Source organism: Halomonas bluephagenesis (genome assembly GCF_054790765.1).
On sequence record NZ_CP133631.1, the window covers coordinates 3,937,236 to 3,960,851 of the forward strand.

Genomic DNA, 23,616 nt, shown 5'->3' on the forward strand with positions numbered 1-23,616 from the left:
CATTCATTAGCATAACCCGTTAAGCTGGCTGAGGAGCGGCTAATCGCTTCTTCTCTATTGATCGACTGCTCAATAACGTCAAATAAAAAAGAGTATCCCGCATGCGACTACTTCAGCTGTTAGTGCCTTTGGCAGTGCTAGGCGTTTCTGTTTGGATGATGACTGAACCTGGTGTTTTTCCCTATATTGCGCTGCTGCTGGCAACGGGGGCTGGCGCGAGCTTGATGCTTGTTACGATCACTACTGTTTATTCAGCAGATCGAGCGCGTTTGGCGAAGCCCATTCACGGCCTCAAACCCATTCGCGACTATGCTTCACTTCGTGCGATGGCTTACCGATTGATGAACCGAGCCAGCAGCACCGCTATCGCTTCCGCAGAAGTATCGCACTATGCTGATCTTATGGCTCAACGCCTCACCAAACAGGAAACCATGGCCAGTGATGCGTCATCGAGTATGAGCGCCATTAATACCGCCATCATGCAAGTGAGTGCTAGCGCTTCTCAAGTCGCCTCGCTGGCCGAGAGCGCTCGTCAGGCAAGCCACCATAATCATGATGAGTTGGCCGATATTATTCGCGATATGAGCGATGTTTCTGAGCGTTCTGATCAGGCGCTCGAGATGCTGTCTGCGCTAAATGACAAAATTGAGCGCGTGCGCAACGTAACGTCGATGATTGAGGGAATTGCAGAGCAAACGCACCTTTTATCACTCAATGCTTCTATTGAAGCAGCTCGGGCGGGAGAGCATGGGCGAGGATTTGCTGTTGTCGCGGGAGAAGTGCGCAACTTGGCATTGAAGACGTCAACGGCGACACAAAGCGTCGATGAGCTTGTCAAAGATATGCACCAGAGTGGTCAGAGTGTTGTCGGTACGATGGGAGCGTTAATGAACCGTATTCGAGAGCGCTCTCAAGGGATGCAGCAAGTGGGGAGCAGTCTTGCCACTATTACGGGGCAGTTCGATCAAGTTGAGCAGGAAATCACCAGCGTCGCAGAGGCAATGGAAAGCACTAAAGCTCATAGTCAAACGGTTGCTGATAGCTTACGCCAGCTTGAAGATGATGTGGATGAGGGCAATCGCGATATGCGCGATTTAGCCCAGCAAGCACGGGCGTTAATGGAAGCCGCTGAAGGCGTTGACGGCGAGCTGGCGCAGCAGCGTTTACAGGGGCGTCATCAGCACGTATTTAGTGCTGCTCGCCAGGCCGCTGACCGTATTGGTAAATTGTTTGAAAAAGCCATAGCCGCCGGTGAGTTATCTGAAACTGCACTGTTTCAGCCTGATTACAGAGCCATGCCAGGGACACGGCCACCGCTTTATCACACCAGCTTTGATGCGTTCACAGACCTACAGCTACCCAGCCTGCAAGAACCTTTACTGACAGAGTATGGGTTGAGTTATGCCATTGCCTGTGACCGCAACGGTTATGTTCCTACCCATAACGCAGCCGTCAGCCGCGAGCCTAGCGGTGATTATGATCACGACCTGAAGTACTGCCGCAGCAAACGCATTTTTGATGATCCAACTGGCAGCCGTTGCGGTGCTCATGAGAAACCGCTGCTGCTACAAACCTATAAGCGAGACACTGGCGAGATCATGCACGACCTTTCAGTACCCATTTACATTAAAGGTAAGCACTGGGGAGGCTTTCGCGTGGGCTATCAGCCTGAAAAGCCAAACGACACCAGTGCGCTGATTGTTGAAAAATCAGTGGAGACAGCCTCAGATTCAGGTAACCGCCTTCTGGCGCGGACGTGACTGCCAAGAAGACCAAGAATATAGTGCTAAGCCTGCCCAGATCATCACAAAAGTGACCAACTGAATGAGACCTAGCGGCTCGCCAAAGATGACGATCGCAATCAAAAATTGAATACTGGGGTTGATGTACATCAGAAACCCCAGCGTAGCCAGCCGTAAGCGCCGTGCAGCCCCAGCAAATGCCATCAATGGCAGTGCGGTTAACACGCCGCTAATCATTAGCAGGGCGCTCATCGGCACATTATGAATAAAGTGAGACTCCCCCTGCCAACTAAGCCAAGTGAGCGCTATTAATGCGAGAGGGAACAGCAACAGCGTCTCCACAAACAGACCTGAAAGCCCATCAAGAGGCACTTGCTTGCGAAACAATCCGTAGCTGCCAAAGCTGAGTGCTAGCAACAAGCTGATCCAGGGCAGTTCACCCAGCATCACGAACTGTATGGCAATCGCTAAACTCGCCAAACCAAGAGCAACCAGCTGAAGACGTGCCATGACTTCACGTAGCACCAGCACTCCCAGGGCAACGTTTACCAGCGGGGTCAGAAAATAGCCTAAACTGGCTTGTAAGACCTGCTTACTTTCAACAGCATAAATATACAGGCCCCAATTAAAGGCAATCAGTAACGCGCAAGCGAGTACGCGCCCCAAGCGCTTAGGTTCTACAAGTGCGGCGACCACTGGACGCCATCGGCGTAGAAGGCTGATTAAGCCCACCAAGAAAAGGCACGACCACAAAATCCGATGTATCAGGATTTCAAATGCCGGGATGCCATCAAAAAGAGCGAAAAAAAGCGGGAAACAGCCCCACATAGTGTAAGCAGTTAGGCCGAACATTACGCCTTTAACCGCTTCAGGATCTCTTGATGCAGGTGGAAGCATAGCAGCCTCATTAATTAAAAATGTTAATCTAGCACACTATTGACGAACACACTGATGCAAAGGAGACGAGGCATGAGCCAACTGAAAACGAGCTTGGTGCAGTGCGATTTGCGCTGGGAAGATCCTCAGGCCAACCATGCGCATCTTGAACAGCTATTAGGGGAATTGGATAGTCGCGATACAGATTTAATTGTGTTGCCAGAGATGTTTGCCACTGGCTTCACTATGAATTCACGGGAAATGGCCCAGCCCATGGCCGCGAGCCAAAGCGTTGCTTGGTTGCAGGCGCAGGCAAAAGCGAGAGGCTGTGTAATGACCGGCAGCGTGGCGATTGTTGATGAAGGGCAGTACTTCAACCGTATGGTGTGGGCTACTCCCGACGGTGACTTGCAGTACTACGATAAACGTCATTTATTTCGTATGGCCGGAGAGCATGAGCGCTATGGCATGGGCGACCGCCGGAAAATTGTCGAGCTGAAAGGCTTCAGGTTGCTATTGAGCGTCTGCTACGACCTGAGGTTTCCCGTTTGGATGCGCCAGCAGCCAGCAGAAGGCGAGCATTTCGAGTATGATGCGGCACTGTGTGTGGCCAACTGGCCCGCACCCCGGCGGCACCCATGGCGCACGCTTTTACAAGCTCGTGCAGTAGAAAACCTAGTTTACGTAGTGGGTGTAAACCGCGTCGGTGAAGATGCCAAAGGACTCGCCTATAGCGGCGACTCCATGCTGGTCGATTTCAAAGGGGAACCGCTGATCGACCATCCTGCAAACTCTCCGTTTATTGAAACGGGGACGCTAGATAAAACGGACTTAGATGCTTTTCGTGAAAAATTTCCTGCCTGGCAAGATGCCGACCGCTTTTCGCTACTGCCAGGAGTGGGCCAATAATGCGCCTTGATCGCTTTTTGAGTGAAACAACCCCGTTGACGCGCAGCTTAGCAAAGCGTGCCCTAAAAAATGGCGAGGTGACCCTGAACGGCGAGCCCATTAAGCAGTCGGCGACTCAAGTTGACACCCAGAGCGATGAGGTGAAACTCAACGGTGAGAGGCTGGCGCTGGTTGGGTTGCGTTATCTGATGATGCATAAACCGTTGGAAGTAGAGTGCACCGCCCGACGTGGACTCTACCCAAGGGTGATTGATCTAATTGACTTACCCAAAGTAGAACGGCTGCAGCCGGTAGGGCGCTTGGATGTTGATACCACCGGTTTGTTATTGCTCACTGATGATGGTCAATGGTCCCATCGTGTTACCTCTCCGCGCCATCGTTGTGCCAAGGTATACGTGGCAGACTTGGCGGAGCCTATGGAAGGTGACGCTGCTCAGTGGGCGATTAACCAAGTAGAAGAAGGGCTTCTACTCGATGGTGAAGAAACGCCAACGCAACCCGCCGCGCTGAGGTTTATTACTCCGCAGCAAGCGGAGTTAACCATCACCGAAGGGCGCTATCATCAAGTAAAGCGTATGTTTGCCGCCCTAGGTAATCACGTCAGTGCACTGCATCGCCGTTCGATTGGCGATTTAGCCCTGCCAGATGATCTAGCGCCTGGCGAATGGCGTGAGCTAACGCCTGAAGAAATTGCCAGTTTCTAAACACGAATAGTATTGCTAGTGGCGTCATTACTAGCGGCGTGAGCGCTAGTTGATAAAACGCCCCGGTCAGCACGTCTGCGCCAAGGCCGGGGCGTTTTTTATGGATGATTAAAATTTATACCGTTATCTTGCGTATGTGCTTACATCACCCATATATAGCTTAAAAATTACCGATACAAACTCATATGTTAACCAAATAGCTAGTGCAAGTGGGCGGCCTCTATCAGCGCTTTGGTGTAGTGATGCTGGGGGGCGGCGAGCACTTCCAGACAATCCCCTTGTTCTACCACGTCGCCATCCTTTAGCACCATAATGCGGTGGGCCATAGCACGCACCACGGCAAGGTCGTGGCTGATAAATAAATAGCTTAGTTGGCGGCGTGCCTGAAGTTCGCGCAATAGCGTCACCAACTGTTTTTGTACCGTACGGTCTAGTGCCGAGGTTGGCTCATCCAGTACCAACAGTTCAGGTTCTAGGATAATAGCCCGTGCCACCGCAATGCGCTGGCGTTGCCCTCCCGAAAACTCATGAGGGTAACGGGCAGCACAGCTTTCCGGTAAGCCCACTTCCCGCAGCGTGCGATGCACGCGTTCGGTGACTTCCGTACTGGTCAGAGTAGGGTAATGAAATCGTAGGCCCTCACTGACAATATCAAATACCGGCATACGCGGGGAAAGCGCCCCGTAAGGATCTTGAAAAACCATTTGCAGCCGATGGCGCTGGCGTCGAAGTGCATCGCCAGAGAGCTGACTTAAGGTGGCGCTGCCCAGTGTCACCTCACCCTGGCTAGCGACTAATCGCATGATCGCTGAAGCCAGCGTTGTTTTTCCAGAACCTGATTCGCCAACAATACCGAGCGTTTCGCCAGGGGCAATAGTCAGGTCGGTAGCTTTTAGGGCCTCAAAAGCGGGTGGCTGGCGCTGAAAAAGACCTGTCCTTGGACGCTTGAAGCTCACGCTAAGCTGACGTGTGGTTAACAGCGGCGTGGTGTCGGTAGGTGCAGTAGGTCGGCCTTCTGGTTCGGCGGCAATGAGTGCTTTGGTGTAGTCGCTTTTGGGAGTGTTAAATACGTCGGCAACGCTACCAGTTTCCTGAATTTTCCCCTGATACATAACGCATACACGGTCTGCATGGCGACGTACCAAGTTTAAGTCGTGGCTGATCAACAGCACGCCCATGCCGTGATGATCGCGGAGTTCTTTCAGTAGGGCTAAGATCTCTTGCTGAACGGTCACGTCGAGTGCCGTGGTCGGTTCGTCCGCAATCAGCAGCGCCGGATTATTGGCAATGGCCATGGCAATCATTACCCGCTGGCGCTGGCCACCAGAAAGTTGATGCGGCCAAGCGTCAAGTAATTCGTCAGGTCGCGGTAGTTTGACTTGTTCTAGAAGTGCTTTCGCTCGGGTGCGTGCAGCCTGCCCGCTAAGGCCCTGGTGTAAACGAAGAGTTTCACCGATTTGCTTTCCAATACGATGCAGTGGGTTGAGCGACGTCATCGGCTCTTGAAAAATAAATCCCACCCGGTTGCCGCGTATACCATTCCAATCACGTTTGCCGAGCTGATTGAGATCGGTTTCTTCTAACCAACGCTGGCCGCTTACCGTGGCGTTGTCAGGTAGCAAATCAATCGCACCCAGTGCCGAAACTGACTTGCCAGAGCCAGATTCCCCTACGATAGCGAGCGTTTCACCCGCATTGACAGTGAGCGAGAGGGAATCGACAACTAGGTTGCCATCGAAGGAAACCGAAAACTCGTTTAAGCGCAGTAGCGGCTTAGCGTTGTTTGCGTCATTAGGCATGCTTGGTTTCCTGGGCAGGTGACTGATGCTGCTTCACATGGCGTGGATCGAAGGCGTCACGCAGCCCTTCACCAATAAACACCAACAGTGAGAGCATAATGGCAAGCGTCATAAACGCGGTGATGCCTAACCACGGTGCGTGCAGATTGTTTTTGCCCTGCGCCGCTAGTTCGCCAAGTGACGGCGCGCCGGGTGGCAGGCCAAAGCCTAAAAAGTCCAGCGCGGTAAGCGTGCCAATGGCACCGGTGAACAGGAAGGGGATAAACGTCAGGGTGGCTACCATAGCGTTAGGTAACACATGCCGCCACATAATCAGCCGAGAAGGTAGCCCCATTGCCTTGGCCGCACGTACGTACTCAAGATTACGCGCGCGCAAAAACTCGGCGCGCACAATATCGACCAACCCAAGCCACGAAAACAGCAGCATGATCCCTAGTAACCACCAGAAGCCGGGCTGCACAAAACTGGCCAAAATAATCAGCAGAAACAGCACAGGTAGCCCAGACCATATTTCAGTGATGCGTTGTCCGATGAGGTCTACTTTGCCGCCGAAGTAACCCTGCACACCGCCCACTAGCACGCCCAGCACCAGAGAGCCGGCGGTGAGCACCAGGGCAAAGGCAACCGACAGTCGAAACCCGTAAATGACTCGCGCTAGCACGTCACGCCCTTGATCATCGGTGCCTAGCCAGTGACGGCTGTCCGGCGGTGCAGGCGAAGGTTGTGTCATCAGCATGTCGAGCGTTTGATAGGAGTAGGGAATAATCGGCCAAAGCGCCCAACCGTTATCGCTAATTTGCTGTTGGACAAAGGGGTCTAAGTAGTCGGTGCGGGTAGGTAAGAAACCACCGAATTCGGTTTCTGGATAATCGACCAGCAGCGGTACATACCACTGCCCGTCATAGTTCATCACGAGGGGCTTGTCGTTGGCGATGAGTTCGGCAAATAAGCTGACAATAAACAGAACGCCAAATAACCACAGTGACACCCTAGCGCGTCGATTGGCTTTAAATGCGGCTAGGCGGCGCAGCGTAATCGGTGAAAGACGCGAGCTGATAAATGTCATGTTTATGACTCCCTCGACGCAAAATCAATCCGCGGGTCAACCCACACATAGGTCAAGTCAGATACTAGCTTCAGCAGTAGACCGATCACGGTATAAAGAAATAGCGTTCCGAAAATAACCGGGTAGTCCCGCTGCATCACTGCCTCAAAGCCCAGTAAGCCAAGACCATCTAAGGAAAAAATCACCTCGATGAGCAGTGCACCGGTAAAGAAAATACCAATCATCGCAGAGGGCAATCCAGCTATGATAATTAGCATGGCGTTGCGGAAAACATGGCCATACAAAATACGTTGCTCATCGGCACCTTTGGCCCGGGCTGTCAGTACGTACTGTTTATGAATTTCATCTAAAAAACTGTTTTTAGTCAGCATGGTGAGCGTGGCAAAACTGCCAATCGCGCCAGCCAGTACCGGCAGGGTGATATGCCAAAAGTAGTCTTTAATTTTTCCCCATACGGATAGCTCTGAGAAATCGGGCGAGGTTAAGCCGCGCAGAGGAAACCAGTCCAGGTAAGTACCACCAGCAAATACGACAATAAGAAGAATAGCGAACAAAAAGCCGGGGATCGCATAGCCGACGATCACAAGGCCTGAGGTCCAAACATCAAAACGAGATCCGTGACGTAGTGCCTTGCTAATGCCCAGAGGTATAGAAATGAGATATACCAGTAGTGTTGTCCATAAGCCTAATGAAATAGACACAGGCAAGCGTTCGATCATCAGCTCAATGACCGGTCGATCACGAAAAAAGCTGGTGCCGAAATCAAAGGTGAGATAGTCCGCCATCATGCCGATAAACCGCTCGTGAGTGGGTTTGTCAAAGCCAAACTGCTGCTCTAACTGCTCGATAAAGCGTGGATCGATTCCCCGCGCGCCCCGAGAATCATCGCTAACTTGCACATCCGCGCCACCCATATCCAGGCGTGTGCTTGCCATGGCATCAGCTCCCTCAAAGCGGGCCAGCATTTGATCAATGGGGCCGCCGGGAGCAGCTTGAACGATCATGAAGTTAAGCAGCATGATGCCGAACAGGGTCGGGATCATCAGTAGCAATCGGCGTAATGTATAGCGTGCCACAGTGCGCTCCATGAGTAATTGGGGGCCACGAATTATTGCAAATAAGTCGTTGTCAGTAGTTATTCAAAATTAGCGACGTCGATGACGGCGTTGCAGCTCTGCTTCGCGATCGGTATTCACCCACCAAGCGTCTAAGTCCATGGCATAAGCAGGGAACGGCTCTGGGTAGCCAAATTTATCCCACACAGCAATCCGCGTCTCGCCGGAATGATAGTGAGGAATGACATAAAAGCCCCAGCGCAGTACTCGATCAAGGGCTTGCGCAATAGTGTCCAGCGTTTCACGGTCGTCAGCGCGAATAAGCTGCTCTACCAGTGCATCAACAGCAGGGTGGGCAAGGGCCATACGATTGCGGCTTTGTGGCGCCTCTGCGGCAGCACTGGTCCAATAATCGCGTTGTTCATTGCCAGGGTTATTAGACTGTGGAAAGTGGCTAATAACCATGTCGTAATCGTAGCTGCGTACTCGGTTAAGGTACTGGTTGATATCGACAATGCGCAGCGACGTTTGAACTCCAAGGCGCGCCATATTGCGCAGCATCGGCTGCACAACACGCTCTAGGCCCGAGTCGTAAAGCAGTACTTCCAGGCTGAGCGGCCGGCCTGTCTCACCGTGCACCAGCACGCCATCTTCTACCCGGTAGCCAGCGTCACGCAGCAGATCAAGCGCGAGTCTCAGGCGTTCACGCAGCTTGGTTGGGTGTTCGATGGGCAGTGAGTCGGTGAATAGCCGTTCTGAATGATGGGAGTCGAGCAATGCTTCGCGGAACGGTTCGAGCAGTGCAAGCTCTTCTTCTGATGGCGTGCCGATAGCTTCCATTTCAGAGTTTTGAAAGAAGCTTTCCGTGCGCCGGTAGGTGTCATAGAAAATATTGGTGTTGAGCCAGGGGAAATCGAAAGCGAGGCTCAGTGCTTCTCGAACTCTTGGGTCCTGAAACTTCTCTTTGCGTAAGTTGAAGACAAATGCCTGCATCATGGAAGGGTTAACATCGGGTACGGTAATTCGCTTGATCAACCCGTCTCGGTAAGCCGGAAAATTGTCATAGCCAATAGCCCAAGTGGCGGCGCGAGCATCGGTTCTAAAGTCGGTAAGGCCTGCCTTGAAGGCTTCCCAGGCAATATCGCGGTCTCGGTAGTACTCATAAACGACATGATCGATGTTGTAGCGACCAACATTGACGGGCAAATTCTTACCCCAATAGTTGTCATCTCTTTGGTAGACAATTCGCCGCCCTGGGTCTACCTCGCTAATGCGATAGGGGCCTGACCCTGGGTGTGCATCTAATGTTGGAGAAGTGAAGTCGCGGGGTTCCCAGTAGTGGCGAGGTAAAATGGGTAATTGGGCCACAATTAGTGGCAGCTCGCGTGACTCTGTGTCGTTAAATTCAAAGCGTACTTGATGATCGTTTAAAGCGACAGCGCGTTCGACACCGGCATAGTAGCTGCCGTAGAAGGGGTTGCCTTCTTCACGTAGTAGGTTTAGCGAGAACACCACATCGTAGGCCGTTACCGGTTCACCATCCTGAAAGCGTGCCTCTGGGCGCAAGTCGAACTCTATCCAGCGGCGTTCCGGATCCAGGCGAACACCTTCTGCGAGCAGCCCGTACAAACTAAACGGCTCGCCTGGGTTACTCGCCATCAGCGAGTCGTAAATCTGAAAAATACCGGTAACAGGTGTGCCGCGGATGATAAACGGGTTGGTAGAGTCGAAACTGCCACCTACAGCAGTGTGGGTAATCGTTCCGCCCTTGGGTGCGGACGGATTAACATGGGGGAAATAGGCAAAATCGGTAGGTAGCTCTGGACTATTGTAGAGTGATAGCCCGTGCATGGTCTCAATGGGGCTAGAGGTGTTGTTTTCGACGACGTTTTCAGAAGCCAACAGCGACGCGCTCAACAGCAAGCCGCTGGTTAACAAAAGTGCTTTGGTAAACAACACACCGCGTGGCATTGGTAACTTCCTGTAGCAACGAAGGCTTAGTAACTGAGGCACAGCTGCTGAGTCTCAGTAATTGGGTCACAGTAGTTGAGTCACGGTTACTGAGACACAAGCTGGGACACAGTAACCGCGATATAGTAACTGAGACATAGCCGCGAAGGGCCAATAAAGACTACGTTTTAAACCTAGTTAACAAAGCCGGGTTAAACTCTCCATATTACTGTCCAGAAAGAGACAGCAGTTGGCCTGGCTTTAGTGCCTCCGGGCGTTCAATAGCATTCCATCTGATTAAATCTTGCTGATTGACATTATAACGCGCTGCAATCAGCGACAGGTTATCGCCTCTTTCAACGCGGTGAACGCTTGGCGTGTTGGTCGACGCTAATGCGGTACTGGTTGACTGCGAAAGCTGAGCTAACACCTGAGTGTCGACTTCTTCAGGCACAAGTAACGTCTGTGCGCTGCGTGGGTCGAGGCTGCCATTCAGCAAGCCAGGGTTTAGCTCGGCCAGCGCGGATTGGCTGACATCGAGAAGCTGAGAGGCTTGCGTCAGGCTAACTGGCTGCGCCAACTGAACTTTGGCAAAAGCGGGATCAGGATGGATATCAGGAAGTGCAACGCCGTACTGCTCTGGGTCGTTGATGATCGTCGCAATTGCTTTAAGTTTAGGAACATACTGCATCGTTTCGTGGGGCAGTGACAGTTCCCAGTAGTCGCCTGTAAGGCCTTGGCCCTGAGCTTGGCGTTGCGCACGGTTAACGGTGCCAGCCCCGGCATTGTAAGCGGCCAGCGACAGCATCAGGTCGCCTTCGTACCACTCATCGGCTTGCATTTCTAGGTAGTCAAGCGCTGCTGCGGTAGACGTTACTACGTCTAAACGGCCATCGTAGTTTCCGTTTCGAACCAGGCCTAATGCATCTCCAGTTCCCGGCATGAACTGCCAAAGTCCAGCGGCTCCTCGGTGGCTTCGGGCGCTTGGATCAAAAGAACTTTCGACAAACGGAATCAGCGCAATTTCACCCGGAAGGCCGCGTTCACTAACTTGCTGGGTGATCCAGGCAAGCCAGGGGGTTGCTCGTTCGGTGATAGCAACAATATTCTGCGGACTGGAGCGGTAGTGTTCTATCCACTTATCGACACGTGCTTGAGCATCAGCGGGTAAGTGTTTTTCCTGCCACTGGAAACTGTCACGCAGTGTGCTCCAGGCATCTTGGGGTTGCAGCTCAAGCGCTTCCCAGAAGTGATGCTGAAAGGCATTGGGGCGGAAGTTGGGTGAAGCAGACGCGTCACTGTGGGCGCTGTCAGGTTGGTATGCTCCGGTTGTAGAGGCTTGAGAGCTGGCCGCTGCGGCTAAAAATAGGCTCACAATGAGAGTGCTACCAGCGCTTAGTAGTAAGCGCTGGCGAATCGTTCGATAGGTCATAGTCGGTTCGTTTTTACTCGATAGCGTTCTTAAAAACGGTTCTTCCACTCGCGTAAAGTGGAGAACGTGGCGAGATCATTATCATTGGCCCCTTGGGTACCTACAGCTTGGCGCACACTATCAGTGCCCACGCGCAAGTAGGGGTTGATCTTCAGCTCGCGTCCTATCGTGCTGGGTAAGGTAGGCCGGTCTAATGCCCGAGCCTTCTCACACTCCTGCAAGGCATATTTAACGTCTTCGTTATCAGGGTCTGCAGCACGAGCAAATGTCAGATTCGCTTGCGTATATTCATGCGCAGCAAAGACCAGCGTATCCTCAGGGAGTTCCGCTAATGTTTTAAGAGACGTAAACATTTGTTCCGGCGACCCCTCAAATAGGCGGCCACATCCAGCGCAAAATAGAGTGTCGCCGCAGAAAAGCAGTGCAGGAATTCCTGGAGTGAAGTAACTCACGTGATCTAACGTGTGCCCTGGCGTCTCCATAACTTCGAAAAGACGCCCCATGATGCGCACTTCATCGCCATGCCCTACCTGTTCATTTATGCCTTCAATGGTAGGGTTGGAAGGGCCAATTACCCAGGGCGAGAAGCGTTTAACCAGCTCCGCAAGTCCGCCGGTATGATCATGGTGGTGGTGAGTGATTAAAATCGTATCAAGCGTTAAGGATTCACGCTCAAGAAACTCAATGACAGGCGCTGCTTCACCGGGATCCACCACGCAAACGCTTTGACTGGTATCCTGTCTTAATAGCCAAATGTAATTATCGCTAAGTGCGGGAATCGGTGTCACGCTCATCATGGGCGAGATCCTTTGAAGTTCAAAATAGACGCTTAATTAGGCGCTTTTTATATGCGCTAACGCTGGCGTTCAAAACGTTAAAAAGCATTTACTGTGGAGGGAAGCGCTGTTCATGTCAACTTCGTCAACGGCAACACGGCTCGCCCAGCAGATGGCGGAAAGCCAAGCGTACTGGCAAACAGAGGCTGGCCGTTCGCTATGGGAAACGCAGCGAGCGTGTCTGGGGCCGCTGGTTGAAGGGCGCAAAGGTGGTCACAGTTTAGAGATGAGCATGGGGCCCGCGTTGATGACGATGTCGGCAATTCCCCATGTCATTCGATGGTCACCGACGAGAGCAACAGCGGAGTCCTCGTCCACGTTAGTTTGCCCACCAGATCACCTTGCTTTACCAGACCGAAGTTTAGAGGTAGTGGTTATTCATCACTGGTTGGAACATTTGCCCGATGCCCATCACACCTTACAAGAGGCTGCCCGGGGCACATCAGATAATGGCGTGTTAGTCCTATTCGGTTTTAATCCGCTGGGGTTGAACGGGTTAACCCAGCGTTGGCGTAAGCAGCGAGCGAATTTCCCTTGGAGTGGGCAGTGGCGCGCGGCGAGCCGTTTGCGCGACTGGCTGGCGTTTGTCGATTTTGACGTGGAACGCGTAGACTATTGCTGTTTTCGGGGGCCGATGAGCACCACCTGCGGAGAACGCTGGGAGGCGTTGGGGCGCAGGCATAATTTACCGTTGGGTGAAAGTTACATGATTCAAGCGCAGCGGCGACAGCGCCATGCGCCGGTAGAGCGTCTTAAGTTTGGGTTGCGAGCACCGGTTACACCCACCTCTTTGGGTGCCACACGAAGCGGTGTTTCTGCACGATACCACTCGGGTCAACGTCGTCTAGAAAAGGATAGTGAAAGTGAGTAAGCAAGCAACCGATGGGTTGCCTCGCGTTACGGTGTATACCGATGGGGCCTGCCGAGGAAATCCAGGCCCAGGCGGCTGGGGTGTTGTGCTGTCAAGCGGGCAGCATGAGAAGACACTAAAAGGTTACGAGGCGGAGACTACCAATAACCGCATGGAATTAATGGCGGGCATAATGGCGCTTCGGACGTTGAATAAGCCGTGTGAAGTGGCCCTCTGGACCGATTCCCAGTATGTGCGCCAGGGAATTACCCAGTGGATTCACAACTGGATTAAGCGAGGCTGGAAAACAGCGGCCAAGCAACCAGTTAAAAACGCTGAGCTTTGGAAAACCCTCCACGAAGAAACACAGCGGCATCGTGTTGAGTGGCATTGGGTAAAAGGGCACAGCGGGCACCCCGGCAATGAGCGTGCCGATGCGTTGGCCAACGAAGCCATTGATGAGCATAACAGGAGAGCAGCATGCGCCAAGTGATCTTGGATACGGAAACGACCGGCATCGACCCTAAAGATGGCCACCGATTAGTTGAAATTGGTGCCGTCGAAATGATTAACCGGCGTTTTACAGGGCGCTCCTATCATCAATACATCAACCCCGAACGGCATATTGATGCTGAAGTCGTGGCGGTTCACGGTATTGATGATGCAAAGGTTGCTAACGAACCGGTGTTTGCCGAAATAGCGGACGACTTCTGGGCATTTATAGAAGGTGCCGAGCTGGTGATTCACAACGCCCCCTTTGATGTGGGGTTTATTGATCATGAGCTAACAATGTTAAACCAACGGCGACGGTCACCCGCATTAGGCCCTGTTAGTGATCATTGCCGTATTCTGGATACGCTGGTGATGGCCCGTCAGATGCACCCAGGCCAGCGTAATAGTCTCGATGCGTTATGTAAGCGCTACGATATTGACAACGGTCATCGCGTACTGCACGGCGCATTGCTTGATGCTGAGATCTTAGCCGACGTCTATTTGGCGATGACGGGCGGGCAAACGGCGCTGACGCTTGATTCAGAAGCTTCGTCAGGCGAACAGCAAGATAATCAAGCCAGTGAAGGACTGTCGGTACAGCGTTTATCGCTAACGCCAGGACAGCTGAGGGTAGTCCAGCCTAGTGATGAAGAGCGCGCCGCCCACCAAGCTAAGTGCCAGGCGCATCAGTTACGTTGGTTTGATGGTGGTTGGTCTGAAGGTAATAGTGCCGATGCTTAGACGTGAAATTCCCCATCATGCTCGAGAGGGGCGAGTTATTCGCGTGTCCCGCAGCCATTTGGCGCCCGCGCTGCTGGCTGATAGCAGTGAGTTAACGCCGTTACAGCCGATGCAACCTTGGGACGAACGGATGCAACCGTTGTGCTATTGGCACGACGAGCCGGTGGCGCTCTCAGTGGAAAGTAAGCCGGGTGAGGGCTGGATTGATGGACGTCAATGGCTAGGAGAATTGCCTGCTTCGTGGTTCAGCTTGCTTTCGACTGCGCTTCAGGTAGGTGCTTGGTTAGAGAATCATCGCTTCTGTGGGCGTTGTGGCGAGAAGGCAACCAAGTTAGAAGCCGAGTTTGCTATGCACTGTCATGCTTGCGGGCACCGTAACTATCCGCGCATTTCACCCTGCATTATCACGCTGGTCACTAGCGGGGAAGCGATGCTGTTAGCGCGAAGCCCACGATTCCCACCTGGTCGTTACTCTACGCTTGCTGGCTTCATTGAGCCTGGAGAGTCTGCTGAAGAAGCGGTACATCGTGAGATATACGAAGAGGTAGGCGTGCACGTGGAAAAGCTTCGTTATCATCAAAGTCAAGCATGGCCATTTCCACATTCGCTAATGTTTGGATTTTTTGCAGAAGCGACGACGCGGCGCATTCATATCGATGGTGTGGAGATTAGCGATGCCGCTTGGTTTTCGCCAAGGCAGTTACCTTCGCTTCCGCCACCTTACTCAATTTCACGTGATCTTATCGAAACACATCTCGCCCGCTGGCGTTGAACGCTCGCGGGCGAGAACGGGCGTTATTTGCTGGGAAACAGGCTGGTCAGTTTTGTGGCCAGCATGACATTTCCGGTAGCTTTCAGTTTACCTGTCATGAAGGCAGTCATGCCGTTGACATCGCCACTCATGATGCCTTTTAGCGTATCTGAACTCATGCTTAGGCTGACAGAAGGATCGTCGTGCTCGCCTTCGTGTGCGTCCAGAGTTCCATCTTGGATAACCATGTAATGGCTGCCCGCGTCAGAGAAATGAAATTGAAATACCTCATCCATTCCTTTGGCAGCTTCTGGATTAAAGCGAGACTGAAGCTTATCTAATGTGTTCGATGACATAATAAATTCCCGAAATTATTTGGTCGTAACCAAGCAGTTGTAAGGCGTTAGGTGAGTTTATCACGACGCTGTAAACGAGGTTATTTTAAACAAGTGTTTTAATCAAGCTGGATTGTCGAGTAGGAGATAACGTATGAGCGAATGGATTGTAGAGATGGGCACGTTTTTGATTAAAGCCACTTTATTGATGGCGATGGTAGGCATCGTGCTGGCGGTAGTGTTGCGTAATAAAGAGAGTGGTGATAATAGCCTTAAGCTAAGCGTTGAGTCGCTCAATGACCAGCGGCGCTCTCGTGGTCGCAGACTGCAAGTTACTACCACAGAACAAGGTGCACGGAAAAAGCTGGTAAAAGCGTTTCGCCAAGAAGAGAAGGCAAAGCAAAAGGCCGCTAAGCAAGGCAAAGGAAAGGCTCAAAATGCTCAGAAGGTATGGGTGTTGGACTTTCATGGCGACCTCAAGGCTTCGCAAACTGAACAGTTTGCCCAAGAAGTTTCTGCCATTATTGATGTTGCCGCGGCCGAGGATGAAGTTGTGGTGCGATTAGAGTCGGCGGGTGGGCTCGTGCATGCCTATGGTTTAGCAGCAGCACAGCTAGACCGTCTTCAAGCGGCAGGCTTAACAACAACTGTGTGTATCGACAAAGTAGCCGCCAGCGGTGGATATATGATGGCGTGTACGGCTAACCATATTAAAGCCGCGCCGTTTGCCGTGATCGGTTCTATTGGTGTTGTCGCTCAGGTGCCTAATATTCATCGTTTGCTAAAGCGCAATGATATTGATGTCGAACTGCTGACGGCGGGGAAATACAAGCGGACACTGACCGTACTAGGGGAAAACACCGAAGAGGGCCGTGAAAAATTCATTGATGATCTGGAAAATACTCATCGGTTGTTTAAAGAGTACGTTTCTCAGCATCGTCCTGACATGGACATTGATGCATTAGCGACGGGAGAGATCTGGTACGGCAGTGAAGCACTAGAACAGAAGTTGACGGACAGTGTAGGCACCAGCGAAGCGTATTTGGTAGAGCGCATGGCGCAGGCTCAAGTGTATTGCGTGAAGCTTGAGCCGCCGAAAACCTTGAGCCGTAAAGTGGGCTTGGCTGTGTCGGCGGGAGTCGAGCAAGCCATTGTTAAGGGGCTTGGTTTAATCGATGCAGCTGGCTGGCAGCGTCGATAGTCATTGGCTAATATTAATAGCCGCTTGTGTTAATAGGTGGTTAGGCGGCGTAGTGATGCGCCAGGGTGTCAATAATCGCCTTGGCGCTTTCACTGCTTAATGAGTAGTAAATGGTTTGTGATTCGCGGCGGGTGTTAACCAACTGATCGCGGCGCAAAATTGCTAGGTGTTGACTCAGTGCTGATTGGCTTAACGCCAACTGCTCGTTGATCTGAGTGACTGATAGCTCTTTTTCGGCCAGAAGGCAGAGTATTTGGAGACGTTTTTCATTTGCCAGAGCTTTAAGCAGATTAGTGCCCGCCTCAATGGCGTGGCAATCATGGTCGAGCAAACGGGCAGCGGAGCTAGTAGAAGCAGACATGAGGATCTCCTTGCCTACACGGTTGTGGCAGTGTTGTTATAGGTTATTTAGGCATCGTCGCGACGCGAGGATTAGTTGTTAAATGATCAGTAATTTAGCGGTGTTTGTCCAAACGCTGGTTTAACGATCTATCAATGGTAGTGACGTAGTATTTTGTCGACAATGTTGTTGGGTGTGTAGCGCTTTAGTCGCGATTTATCCCATAGTATGAGGGTGCGAAGGCTTTTTACTTTATAGAGTGTCAACAATTGGCTGCTTTCATTGACACAATAAAGGCAAGCTCACCATGAGCCTCTATCAGCAAACGTATCAGCAATCTGTCGAAACCCCCGAAACATTCTGGGCTGAGCAGGCCAAGCGGCTACCTTGGTTCAAATTTCCCTCCACTATTCTTACCTATGATGATCAACAACACGCTCGCTGGTTCGACGATGGTGATTTGAATATCTGCTACGCGGCGATCGATTATCACGTAGAGCAAGGCAGGGGCGATCAGCCGGCCATCCTATGGGATTCTCCCGTTACTCAAACAAAACAAACCATTACCTATCAAGCGCTGCGTGATCGCGTCGCGCAGTTTGCTGGAGGGCTTGCTCGCCTCGGGGTAACAAAGGGTGATCGAGTGGTTATTTACATGCCGATGGTGCCAGAGGCACTGATCGCGATGTATGCATGTGCCCGATTAGGAGCGGTTCACTCGGTAGTGTTTGGTGGCTTCGCCCCCCACGAGCTAGCAGTGCGCATTGAAGATGCTGAACCAAAAGTAGTGATTGCCGCTTCCTGTGGCATCGAGGTAGATAAAGTCCTTCCTTACAAGCCTATTGTTGACCAAGCTATTTCGCTAAGCAGTTTTAAACCGGATGCCTGCGTGGTTTTTCAACGTGATGCCCACCGTGCTGAACTTCATGAGAGAGATCATGATTGGCAGGCGTTGGTAGCGGATGCTCCGTTTGCTGACTGCGTGCCCGTGAAAGCGACTGACCCACTCTATGTCCTTTATACCTCTGGCACGACAGGCAAGCCCAAGGGAGTCATGCGAGACACCGGCGGCTATGCCGTTGCGTTAGCCTATTCCATGGAAGCAATTTATGCCCTGAACCCTGGCGATGTTATGTTCACGGCTTCGGACGTGGGATGGGTAGTCGGGCACTCTTATATTGTGTATGCGCCGCTGCTAAGAGGGTGCACTACAGTGGTCTATGAAGGAAAACCGGTTAAAACACCTGATGCAGGCGGCTTTTGGCGGTTGATTGACGAGTACAAGGTAAAAAGCTTTTTCACTGCACCGACTGCATTCCGTGCAATCAAAAAAGAAGATCCTGACGCCAAGCTACTGGCTAATTACGACATCAGCAGTCTTGAGCATTTATACGTAGCGGGCGAGCGCTTAGATCCACCGACGTTTCATTGGCTCGATGACCTGCTGGATGTGCCGGTGATCGATCATTGGTGGCAAACTGAAACCGGCTGGCCTATTGCAGCAAACTTGCCTGGCATTGAATCCGCACCAACCAAAGCCGGCTCGGCAACCTTCCCTGTGCCTGGTTTTAACGTACAAATTTTGGATCGTGACGGTGAACAAACAGACTCAATGCAGCAGGGCAGCGTGGTCATAAAGCAACCCCTTCCGCCTGGCTGTCTTACCGGTATCTGGCGTGACCCTCAGCGTTTTCATAGTGCCTATATGGCGGCCTACCCCGGCTATTACCTTACTGGCGATGGTGGCTATTTCGATGAAGAGGGGGATTTGTTCATCATGGGTAGAACCGATGACGTGATCAACGTTGCCGGGCATCGTCTTTCTACCGGTGAAATGGAAGAGATCGTCGGCGCGCACCCGGCAGTGGCAGAGTGTGCGGTGATCGGTATTCACGACGAGCTGAAAGGCCAACTGCCCATCGGGCTGGTGATCACCAAGGATGGTTTCGATGGCGATGAAGCAACCCTGGAAGCAGAGCTGATCAGTCGGGTACGCGAGCACATTGGGCCGATCGCTTGCTTTAAGCAGGTGTTGGTCGTGAACCGGCTTCCGAAAACCCGCTCAGGTAAAATATTACGCAAGTTGCTGCGTAATATTGCCGACGGTAAATCGTTCGGGATTCCCTCAACCATTGATGATCCAACCAGCTTAGAAGATGTGCATGCAGCGATGCGCGAGCGCTCTGTTGGGGCAGCGGATCAAGCTAAATCGCTAGACGTTTAAATTAAATTATTACCAATAGTGTTGTTAATAAAGTCGCCCAGGCAGGTGGGCGACTTTAATTACCTAACGGAAGGCGTATAATGCGCGCCCCAGTGGCGTTAACCGCGCTTTAATGAGGGTTCCCTAACCCCTCGGACTTGCAAAAAAAGGCCAACCTGTATGTTTGCATTAACCGATACCCAGCACCGCCGTTGCCTTCTGGTAATGGTCGCGTTTCATATTGGCATTATCGCCGCCAGTAACTACTTGGTTCAGCTCCCATTTACCTTGTTTGGCTTCCACACCACGTGGGGCGCATTTAGTTTTCCTTTTATCTTTCTTGCGACGGACCTAACGGTTCGTTTATTTGGTAAAGGGCCCGCGCGGACGATTATTTTGCGCGTTATGTTTCCGGCGCTGGTAATTTCCTACCTCGTTTCGGTAATTTTTCCGCGGGGAAGCTTTGCGGGTATCGAAGCTCTGGGTGAATGGAATTTATTTGTTGCCCGTATTGCGTTAGCCAGTTTTCTTGCCTATGTGCTAGGCCAGCTACTCGATGTGCAAGTGTTTGATCGTCTTCGGCAGTGGGCCTGGTGGGTTGCCCCGGTTTGTTCTACCGTACTGGGTAATCTAGCGGATACCTTTGCTTTCTTTGCGACTGCGTTCTATAACAGCCCAGACCCTTTTATGGCGGAACATTGGGTAGAAATAGCGGTTGTCGACTACGCCATTAAGCTGGGCATTAGTCTATTGTTCTTCCTACCGTTATACGGCCTGTTGTTAGCGTGGCTAACGCGCCGGCTAGTCGTGTGGACAGGGCAATCCGACGCATCACCTCGAACCGCATAACGGCTGAGGAGCCTGCATGACTGAACATGCCAATGTTGATCTTTATGTTATCGATTTACCCGCCGAATCAGGTGGCGACGATCAACTGCCTGTCGTGGTGATCCACGGTCTATTGGGTAGCGCTGATAACTGGCGTTCGCACTTAAAGGTGTGGCAGCGCAGCCGACGGGTCATTGCCGTTGATCTTCGTAACCATGGCCGTTCTCCCCATGTGGAAGGCATGAGCTACACCGCTATGAGCCAAGACGTGTTGGCGGCACTTGATAAGCTTGGAGTTGAGCGCGCGCATGTGTTAGGCCACTCCATGGGTGGAAAGGTGGCTATTACGCTGGCGTGTAGGAGCCCTGAGCGTTGTGCGTCACTGATGGTGGCGGATATCGCCCCAGTGGCATATCAGCATGGTCACGACGATGTATTTGCAGCACTTGAGCGGGTAAGAGTGGGTAAACCCACCAACCGCCGTGAAGCAGACGCCTTATTGGCTGAACACGTCGACTCCCGTCCAACTCGGCTGTTTCTGGCGACTAATTTAGTGCGCAATGAGCAAGGTGAAATGGAAGTGCGGGTTGGGTTGGATGAGATTCAACGTGGTTATGAAGCGATTATTGGAAAGCCTGATGGTGATCGCGCTTTCGAAGGGCCGACATTGGTGCTTAAAGGCGCTGATTCGCACTACATCGCCGATGATATGCTGCCAGCGCTGCGCGAAGTGCTGCCACGCGCCAGAGTCGTGACGCTTAAAAACGCCGGGCATTGGCTTCATGCGGATCAACCAGAGGCGTTTCAACAAGCCGTTGATACGTTTATTGCTGCCCAACCGTAGCGGGCCGGTAAGGCTAGAGTGGCGATACCGTGAGGTTATGCCGCTCAGGCTCACGTAAAAAGCGGTTTAGGATGCGATAGGTATCCACATCAAATGTGGCAGCGACTCCCTTCAGTCCCAGGGCACGCTGTTTGGTCGAGGCGCTGCCTAAATAACACCAGTGGTCGACCACATGATGGCTGGTTGGGCCGTTTTTACGGCTTTTCTCGCGAATAATGATTCGCCCTGGCCAGGGCCATGTTTTTACTTGAAATGCTGCCAGTGCGTCCTGGGCACGTTGCGTGTGACTTTCAAGTGGCTCCTGCCCACAGCAGGCACCCCAACACTTGCCTAGCTGGTTAGCAAAACATCGCCCTGTTCCCTTATCTAGTCCCAACTCTTGCGGACAAAGCTGATGTGCCTCGGCAATACTGCGCAGCGCATCTTTAGCTTCTTTGGCACTGCGAAACAGCCCAAATAGCTTTCCCGGCTGAGGCTGGCTGATCGCTTTGCCGCTAACCAGCGTTGGGCAAGATTGGTCGGTTGGCCAATACCACGTTTTTAAATGCCCTTGGCGGCGTAGTTGGCGGTTCATAATCGGCATCAGCTCTTTGACCAGTTGAGCTTCCCTTAGCTGGGCACTTAAATCGCCAGCGGTTTCCTCCCACTCAATATGCTGTATTTGCTGGGCAAGTCGCATCTCTTTGTCGTCTTGATGGTCGCGTTGGAAATGGTCCAGCACGCGGCTGCGTAAATTAATGCTTTTGCCAACGTACAGCGGAAGGCGGTTGTGGCCATAAAATAAATAAACCCCTGGCGAGGCGGGAAGCCCAGTCAACTGTTCGCTAGGTAAGTGTGCGGGGAGGCTTCGGTGGCGTTGCTCATCGGCAAGTGCGGCTTTCCAGCTAGCATCGTCATACTGCTGCTGCCAAGCTTGCCACAGCTGCCAAAGCGCAGTTGCATCATCTTCTGCTCGATGCTGTCGCGCCTGTTGAATGTTGAAGTGAGCTAATAATGCCTGGAGATTGTGTTTGGGCAGTTCAGGCATCAAACGACGAGAAATACGCAGTGTGCAGCGGAGCAGCGGCTGATAGGTAATATCCGCACGCTTAAACTCGTTGCGCAGAAAGCTGGCGTCAAATCGTGCATTGTGGGCCACGAGGCAGTCTTCACCGAGCCATTCGCGCAAGCTTTGCGCAATGGTCTGAAAAGAGGGCGCATCAATCAGCATGTCATCATAAATGCCAGTGAGCTGGCTGATGTGGGAGGGCATGCTGATGCCTGGGTTAATCAGGCTGACCCAGCGATCCGTTAGGTAACCGTCCACTACCTTCAAGGCAGCAATTTCGGTAATTCGATCACGCGTCGCACGGGTGCCTGTCGTCTCGACATCAATAAAAATCAGCGGAGTATCACTCATGGTGCTTTCGTTTTTGCTACCTTTTTGTCAGCGTGTATCTATCAACGCATGAGGATTAACGGCTAATCGCGAAACTGGTAATGCTGCTCCGGTAATCCCCGATCGCTGAAGATAGCGTTCAAAGGCTGCATAGCGTCGAGCATCAAGTGCCGCCGGGCTAATGGCAATACGACGCAGTAGATCGTCCCAAGCGGCTTCGTTAATTGCATTATCCATTGCAGGATGGCTGCTAATCAGCAGCGACCACGTTGCTTCCGGGTTCTCGATAATCCAGTTGCTGGCTTCTTCCAGGGCAATAAGAACACGCGACCAAGTGGCTGCTCGTCTTGTTACTGTGTCGCTATTTGCCAACAGTATCAAACCGTCATGACGCGGCATGTCAATATCGTTATAACGCACGGTGTAAGTGGCAATGCCATCTGACGCCAGTTGTTGTGGCAACGTGTGATAAAAGCCATCGGCGATGGCATCAACGCGACCTTCCCGCAGGGCGCTGGCAGCATCGAAATGGACGCTTTCAGGCGGGTTGAAATCGTCGATTTGGCGAAGAGAGGTGGGTACCAGTTGGTCCACCAGTACATCACGCCCTTCGCGGGTGGAAAAGCCATAATGCAAGCTAGCGAGTTGGTCGGTAGTTTCGCTCGACGGGGCATCTCCTGCCACGATGACGGCATTTAGCGGTGTCTCAATTAGCGTGCCAATACGGGTAATGGAGGCACCATCATGGGCGTGTAAATGCAGCAATGGCTGACGCGTTAACGCTAGATCAACTTCGCCTGCAGCCAATAACTTAATGGCGATGGATGGGTCTGCGGGGGTCAATAATTCAAGTTCGAGCCCTTGAGCAGCAAACAAGCCGCGCTGCTTCGCCACAATTAAGGCAGCGTGCTGAGGGCTGATATACCAATCTAGCATTAGAGTGAGCTGCTTTAGGGGCGGCGGTTCTAATGGCGGGGGTGGTGTCAGCGCCATGCTGGGTGCTTCTTCCGGCCCATCTTCTGTTGCGTCATTGCCCCTAGGTGGCCATAGCCCAATGGGCAATGATACCTCGCTCTCAAGCGTCAGCGGCTCACTGCTATTAACTGTTTCGCTGTCTTCATTTGCGTAAGTGGCTGAAATTGAAAATAATAAAAAAATGCTTAATGTGAAGAATACAAGTGAACCGACACGCCAAAAAGCGTTCAACATAACCTTAACTCCAGATGGTATGACGCCGGAGTTTAGCTGTGAGATGAAGGATCTGGCTAGCCCCTGTAAGCGACA

Annotated in this window: 22 protein-coding genes; 11 read left to right on the forward strand and 11 right to left on the reverse strand. The window is 52.2% G+C overall.

What is annotated here, in order from left to right; all coding sequences use genetic code 11:
- The first annotated feature begins 101 nt into the window (after positions 1–101).
- Positions 102–1,760, forward strand: coding sequence for a methyl-accepting chemotaxis protein (locus REH51_RS17905; protein WP_009724323.1), 1,659 nt, complete (start codon positions 102–104; stop codon positions 1,758–1,760).
- Here REH51_RS17905 and rarD read toward each other — a convergent pair.
- Entirely contained in the window at positions 1,731–2,639 is a 909-nt protein-coding gene (gene rarD, locus REH51_RS17910) for an EamA family transporter RarD (RefSeq protein ID WP_009724324.1), read from the reverse strand. The genes REH51_RS17905 and rarD overlap by 30 nt on opposite strands.
- A gap of 72 nt (positions 2,640–2,711) precedes the next feature.
- On the opposite strand from rarD, the gene REH51_RS17915 reads away from it, so the two are divergent.
- On the forward strand, positions 2,712–3,527 hold the full coding sequence (locus tag REH51_RS17915; RefSeq protein WP_009724325.1) for an amidohydrolase: 816 nt from the start codon (positions 2,712–2,714) through the stop codon (positions 3,525–3,527).
- Entirely contained in the window at positions 3,527–4,231 is a 705-nt protein-coding gene (locus tag REH51_RS17920; protein WP_009724326.1) for a pseudouridine synthase, read from the forward strand. The genes REH51_RS17915 and REH51_RS17920 overlap by 1 nt, the downstream gene beginning before the upstream one ends.
- A 200-nt stretch (positions 4,232–4,431) precedes the next feature.
- Here the strand turns inward: REH51_RS17920 and REH51_RS17925 are convergent, their stop codons facing one another.
- The 6 genes from REH51_RS17925 to gloB form a co-directional block, all read right to left on the reverse strand.
- Positions 4,432–6,030, reverse strand: a complete 1,599-nt coding sequence (locus tag REH51_RS17925; RefSeq protein WP_009724327.1) for an ABC transporter ATP-binding protein — start codon at positions 6,028–6,030, stop codon at positions 4,432–4,434.
- Positions 6,023–7,096, reverse strand: coding sequence for an ABC transporter permease (locus REH51_RS17930; protein WP_009724328.1), 1,074 nt, complete (start codon positions 7,094–7,096; stop codon positions 6,023–6,025). Before REH51_RS17930 ends, REH51_RS17925 begins: the two co-directional genes overlap by 8 nt.
- A gap of 2 nt (positions 7,097–7,098) precedes the next feature.
- Entirely contained in the window at positions 7,099–8,172 is a 1,074-nt protein-coding gene (locus tag REH51_RS17935) for a microcin C ABC transporter permease YejB (RefSeq protein WP_498936491.1), read from the reverse strand.
- Positions 8,173–8,241: 69 nt separating this feature from the next.
- Positions 8,242–10,122: an extracellular solute-binding protein gene (locus REH51_RS17940; RefSeq protein ID WP_009724330.1), complete on the reverse strand. Its 1,881-nt coding sequence runs from the start codon at positions 10,120–10,122 to the stop codon at positions 8,242–8,244.
- A gap of 205 nt (positions 10,123–10,327) precedes the next feature.
- Positions 10,328–11,533 (reverse strand): transglycosylase SLT domain-containing protein, encoded by a 1,206-nt coding sequence (locus REH51_RS17945; protein WP_009724331.1) that lies wholly within the window; start codon positions 11,531–11,533, stop codon positions 10,328–10,330.
- Positions 11,534–11,562: 29 nt separating this feature from the next.
- Positions 11,563–12,330 (reverse strand): hydroxyacylglutathione hydrolase, encoded by a 768-nt coding sequence (gloB, locus tag REH51_RS17950; RefSeq protein WP_009724332.1) that lies wholly within the window; start codon positions 12,328–12,330, stop codon positions 11,563–11,565.
- Between the two features lie 112 nt (positions 12,331–12,442).
- Between gloB and REH51_RS17955 the strand changes: the two genes are divergently transcribed.
- Genes REH51_RS17955 through nudC form a run of 4 tightly spaced genes read left to right on the forward strand, consistent with a single transcriptional unit; the run spans position 12,443 to position 15,224 of the window.
- Positions 12,443–13,240 carry a methyltransferase domain-containing protein gene (locus tag REH51_RS17955; protein WP_498936493.1) on the forward strand — a complete coding sequence of 266 codons (798 nt, stop codon included), beginning with the start codon at positions 12,443–12,445 and terminating at the stop codon, positions 13,238–13,240.
- Entirely contained in the window at positions 13,233–13,712 is a 480-nt protein-coding gene (gene rnhA / locus REH51_RS17960; protein ID WP_498936495.1) for a ribonuclease HI, read from the forward strand. The genes REH51_RS17955 and rnhA overlap by 8 nt, the downstream gene beginning before the upstream one ends.
- Positions 13,700–14,452, forward strand: a complete 753-nt coding sequence (gene dnaQ / locus REH51_RS17965; protein WP_009724335.1) for a DNA polymerase III subunit epsilon — start codon at positions 13,700–13,702, stop codon at positions 14,450–14,452. Before rnhA ends, dnaQ begins: the two co-directional genes overlap by 13 nt.
- Positions 14,445–15,224 (forward strand): NAD(+) diphosphatase, encoded by a 780-nt coding sequence (nudC, locus tag REH51_RS17970; RefSeq protein WP_009724336.1) that lies wholly within the window; start codon positions 14,445–14,447, stop codon positions 15,222–15,224. Before dnaQ ends, nudC begins: the two co-directional genes overlap by 8 nt.
- A gap of 23 nt (positions 15,225–15,247) precedes the next feature.
- Here nudC and REH51_RS17975 read toward each other — a convergent pair whose 3' ends face one another.
- Entirely contained in the window at positions 15,248–15,559 is a 312-nt protein-coding gene (locus tag REH51_RS17975) for an SCP2 sterol-binding domain-containing protein (protein ID WP_009724337.1), read from the reverse strand.
- 133 nt (positions 15,560–15,692) lie between these two features.
- Here REH51_RS17975 and sohB point away from each other — a divergent pair, with 133 nt between their 5' ends.
- The gene (gene sohB / locus REH51_RS17980; protein ID WP_498936496.1) at positions 15,693–16,739 is read left to right on the forward strand and encodes a protease SohB; all 1,047 of its coding nucleotides are present in this window, start codon (positions 15,693–15,695) and stop codon (positions 16,737–16,739) included.
- A gap of 40 nt (positions 16,740–16,779) precedes the next feature.
- Here the strand turns inward: sohB and REH51_RS17985 are convergent, their stop codons facing one another.
- Positions 16,780–17,100 (reverse strand): ArsR/SmtB family transcription factor, encoded by a 321-nt coding sequence (locus REH51_RS17985; protein WP_009724339.1) that lies wholly within the window; start codon positions 17,098–17,100, stop codon positions 16,780–16,782.
- Between the two features lie 286 nt (positions 17,101–17,386).
- Here REH51_RS17985 and REH51_RS17990 point away from each other — a divergent pair, with 286 nt between their 5' ends.
- From REH51_RS17990 to REH51_RS18000, 3 genes are all read left to right on the forward strand, one after another.
- Complete coding sequence (locus REH51_RS17990) at positions 17,387–19,303, forward strand: propionyl-CoA synthetase (RefSeq protein WP_498936498.1); 1,917 nt, start codon at positions 17,387–17,389, stop codon at positions 19,301–19,303.
- Between the two features lie 159 nt (positions 19,304–19,462).
- Positions 19,463–20,131: a 7-cyano-7-deazaguanine/7-aminomethyl-7-deazaguanine transporter gene (locus REH51_RS17995; RefSeq protein ID WP_009724341.1), complete on the forward strand. Its 669-nt coding sequence runs from the start codon at positions 19,463–19,465 to the stop codon at positions 20,129–20,131.
- Between the two features lie 16 nt (positions 20,132–20,147).
- Positions 20,148–20,954, forward strand: a complete 807-nt coding sequence (locus REH51_RS18000; protein WP_009724342.1) for an alpha/beta fold hydrolase — start codon at positions 20,148–20,150, stop codon at positions 20,952–20,954.
- Positions 20,955–20,967: 13 nt separating this feature from the next.
- On the opposite strand, the gene REH51_RS18005 is transcribed toward REH51_RS18000, so the two are convergent.
- Complete coding sequence (locus tag REH51_RS18005) at positions 20,968–22,353, reverse strand: 3'-5' exonuclease family protein (protein WP_498936500.1); 1,386 nt, start codon at positions 22,351–22,353, stop codon at positions 20,968–20,970.
- 27 nt (positions 22,354–22,380) lie between these two features.
- Positions 22,381–23,541: an ABC transporter substrate-binding protein gene (locus tag REH51_RS18010; RefSeq protein ID WP_009724344.1), complete on the reverse strand. Its 1,161-nt coding sequence runs from the start codon at positions 23,539–23,541 to the stop codon at positions 22,381–22,383.
- Positions 23,542–23,616 lie beyond the last annotated feature (75 nt).

Coding starts and splice junctions, on each gene's coding strand:
- nudC (WP_009724336.1), top strand. CDS start 14,445: ATGCTTAGACGTGAAATTCCCCATCATGCTCGAGAGGGGCGAGTTATT.
- REH51_RS17930 (WP_009724328.1), bottom strand. CDS start 7,096: ATGACATTTATCAGCTCGCGTCTTTCACCGATTACGCTGCGCCGCCTA.
- gloB (WP_009724332.1), bottom strand. CDS start 12,330: ATGATGAGCGTGACACCGATTCCCGCACTTAGCGATAATTACATTTGG.
- REH51_RS17995 (WP_009724341.1), top strand. CDS start 19,463: ATGTTTGCATTAACCGATACCCAGCACCGCCGTTGCCTTCTGGTAATG.
- REH51_RS17955 (WP_498936493.1), top strand. CDS start 12,443: ATGTCAACTTCGTCAACGGCAACACGGCTCGCCCAGCAGATGGCGGAA.
- REH51_RS17915 (WP_009724325.1), top strand. CDS start 2,712: ATGAGCCAACTGAAAACGAGCTTGGTGCAGTGCGATTTGCGCTGGGAA.
- REH51_RS17945 (WP_009724331.1), bottom strand. CDS start 11,533: ATGACCTATCGAACGATTCGCCAGCGCTTACTACTAAGCGCTGGTAGC.
- REH51_RS17985 (WP_009724339.1), bottom strand. CDS start 17,100: ATGTCTGCTTCTACTAGCTCCGCTGCCCGTTTGCTCGACCATGATTGC.
- REH51_RS18005 (WP_498936500.1), bottom strand. CDS start 22,353: ATGAGTGATACTCCGCTGATTTTTATTGATGTCGAGACGACAGGCACC.
- REH51_RS17925 (WP_009724327.1), bottom strand. CDS start 6,030: ATGCCTAATGACGCAAACAACGCTAAGCCGCTACTGCGCTTAAACGAG.
- sohB (WP_498936496.1), top strand. CDS start 15,693: ATGAGCGAATGGATTGTAGAGATGGGCACGTTTTTGATTAAAGCCACT.
- REH51_RS17990 (WP_498936498.1), top strand. CDS start 17,387: ATGAGCCTCTATCAGCAAACGTATCAGCAATCTGTCGAAACCCCCGAA.
- REH51_RS18000 (WP_009724342.1), top strand. CDS start 20,148: ATGACTGAACATGCCAATGTTGATCTTTATGTTATCGATTTACCCGCC.
- REH51_RS17940 (WP_009724330.1), bottom strand. CDS start 10,122: ATGCCACGCGGTGTGTTGTTTACCAAAGCACTTTTGTTAACCAGCGGC.
- dnaQ (WP_009724335.1), top strand. CDS start 13,700: ATGCGCCAAGTGATCTTGGATACGGAAACGACCGGCATCGACCCTAAA.
- rarD (WP_009724324.1), bottom strand. CDS start 2,639: ATGCTTCCACCTGCATCAAGAGATCCTGAAGCGGTTAAAGGCGTAATG.
- REH51_RS17920 (WP_009724326.1), top strand. CDS start 3,527: ATGCGCCTTGATCGCTTTTTGAGTGAAACAACCCCGTTGACGCGCAGC.
- REH51_RS18010 (WP_009724344.1), bottom strand. CDS start 23,541: ATGTTGAACGCTTTTTGGCGTGTCGGTTCACTTGTATTCTTCACATTA.
- REH51_RS17905 (WP_009724323.1), top strand. CDS start 102: ATGCGACTACTTCAGCTGTTAGTGCCTTTGGCAGTGCTAGGCGTTTCT.
- REH51_RS17975 (WP_009724337.1), bottom strand. CDS start 15,559: ATGTCATCGAACACATTAGATAAGCTTCAGTCTCGCTTTAATCCAGAA.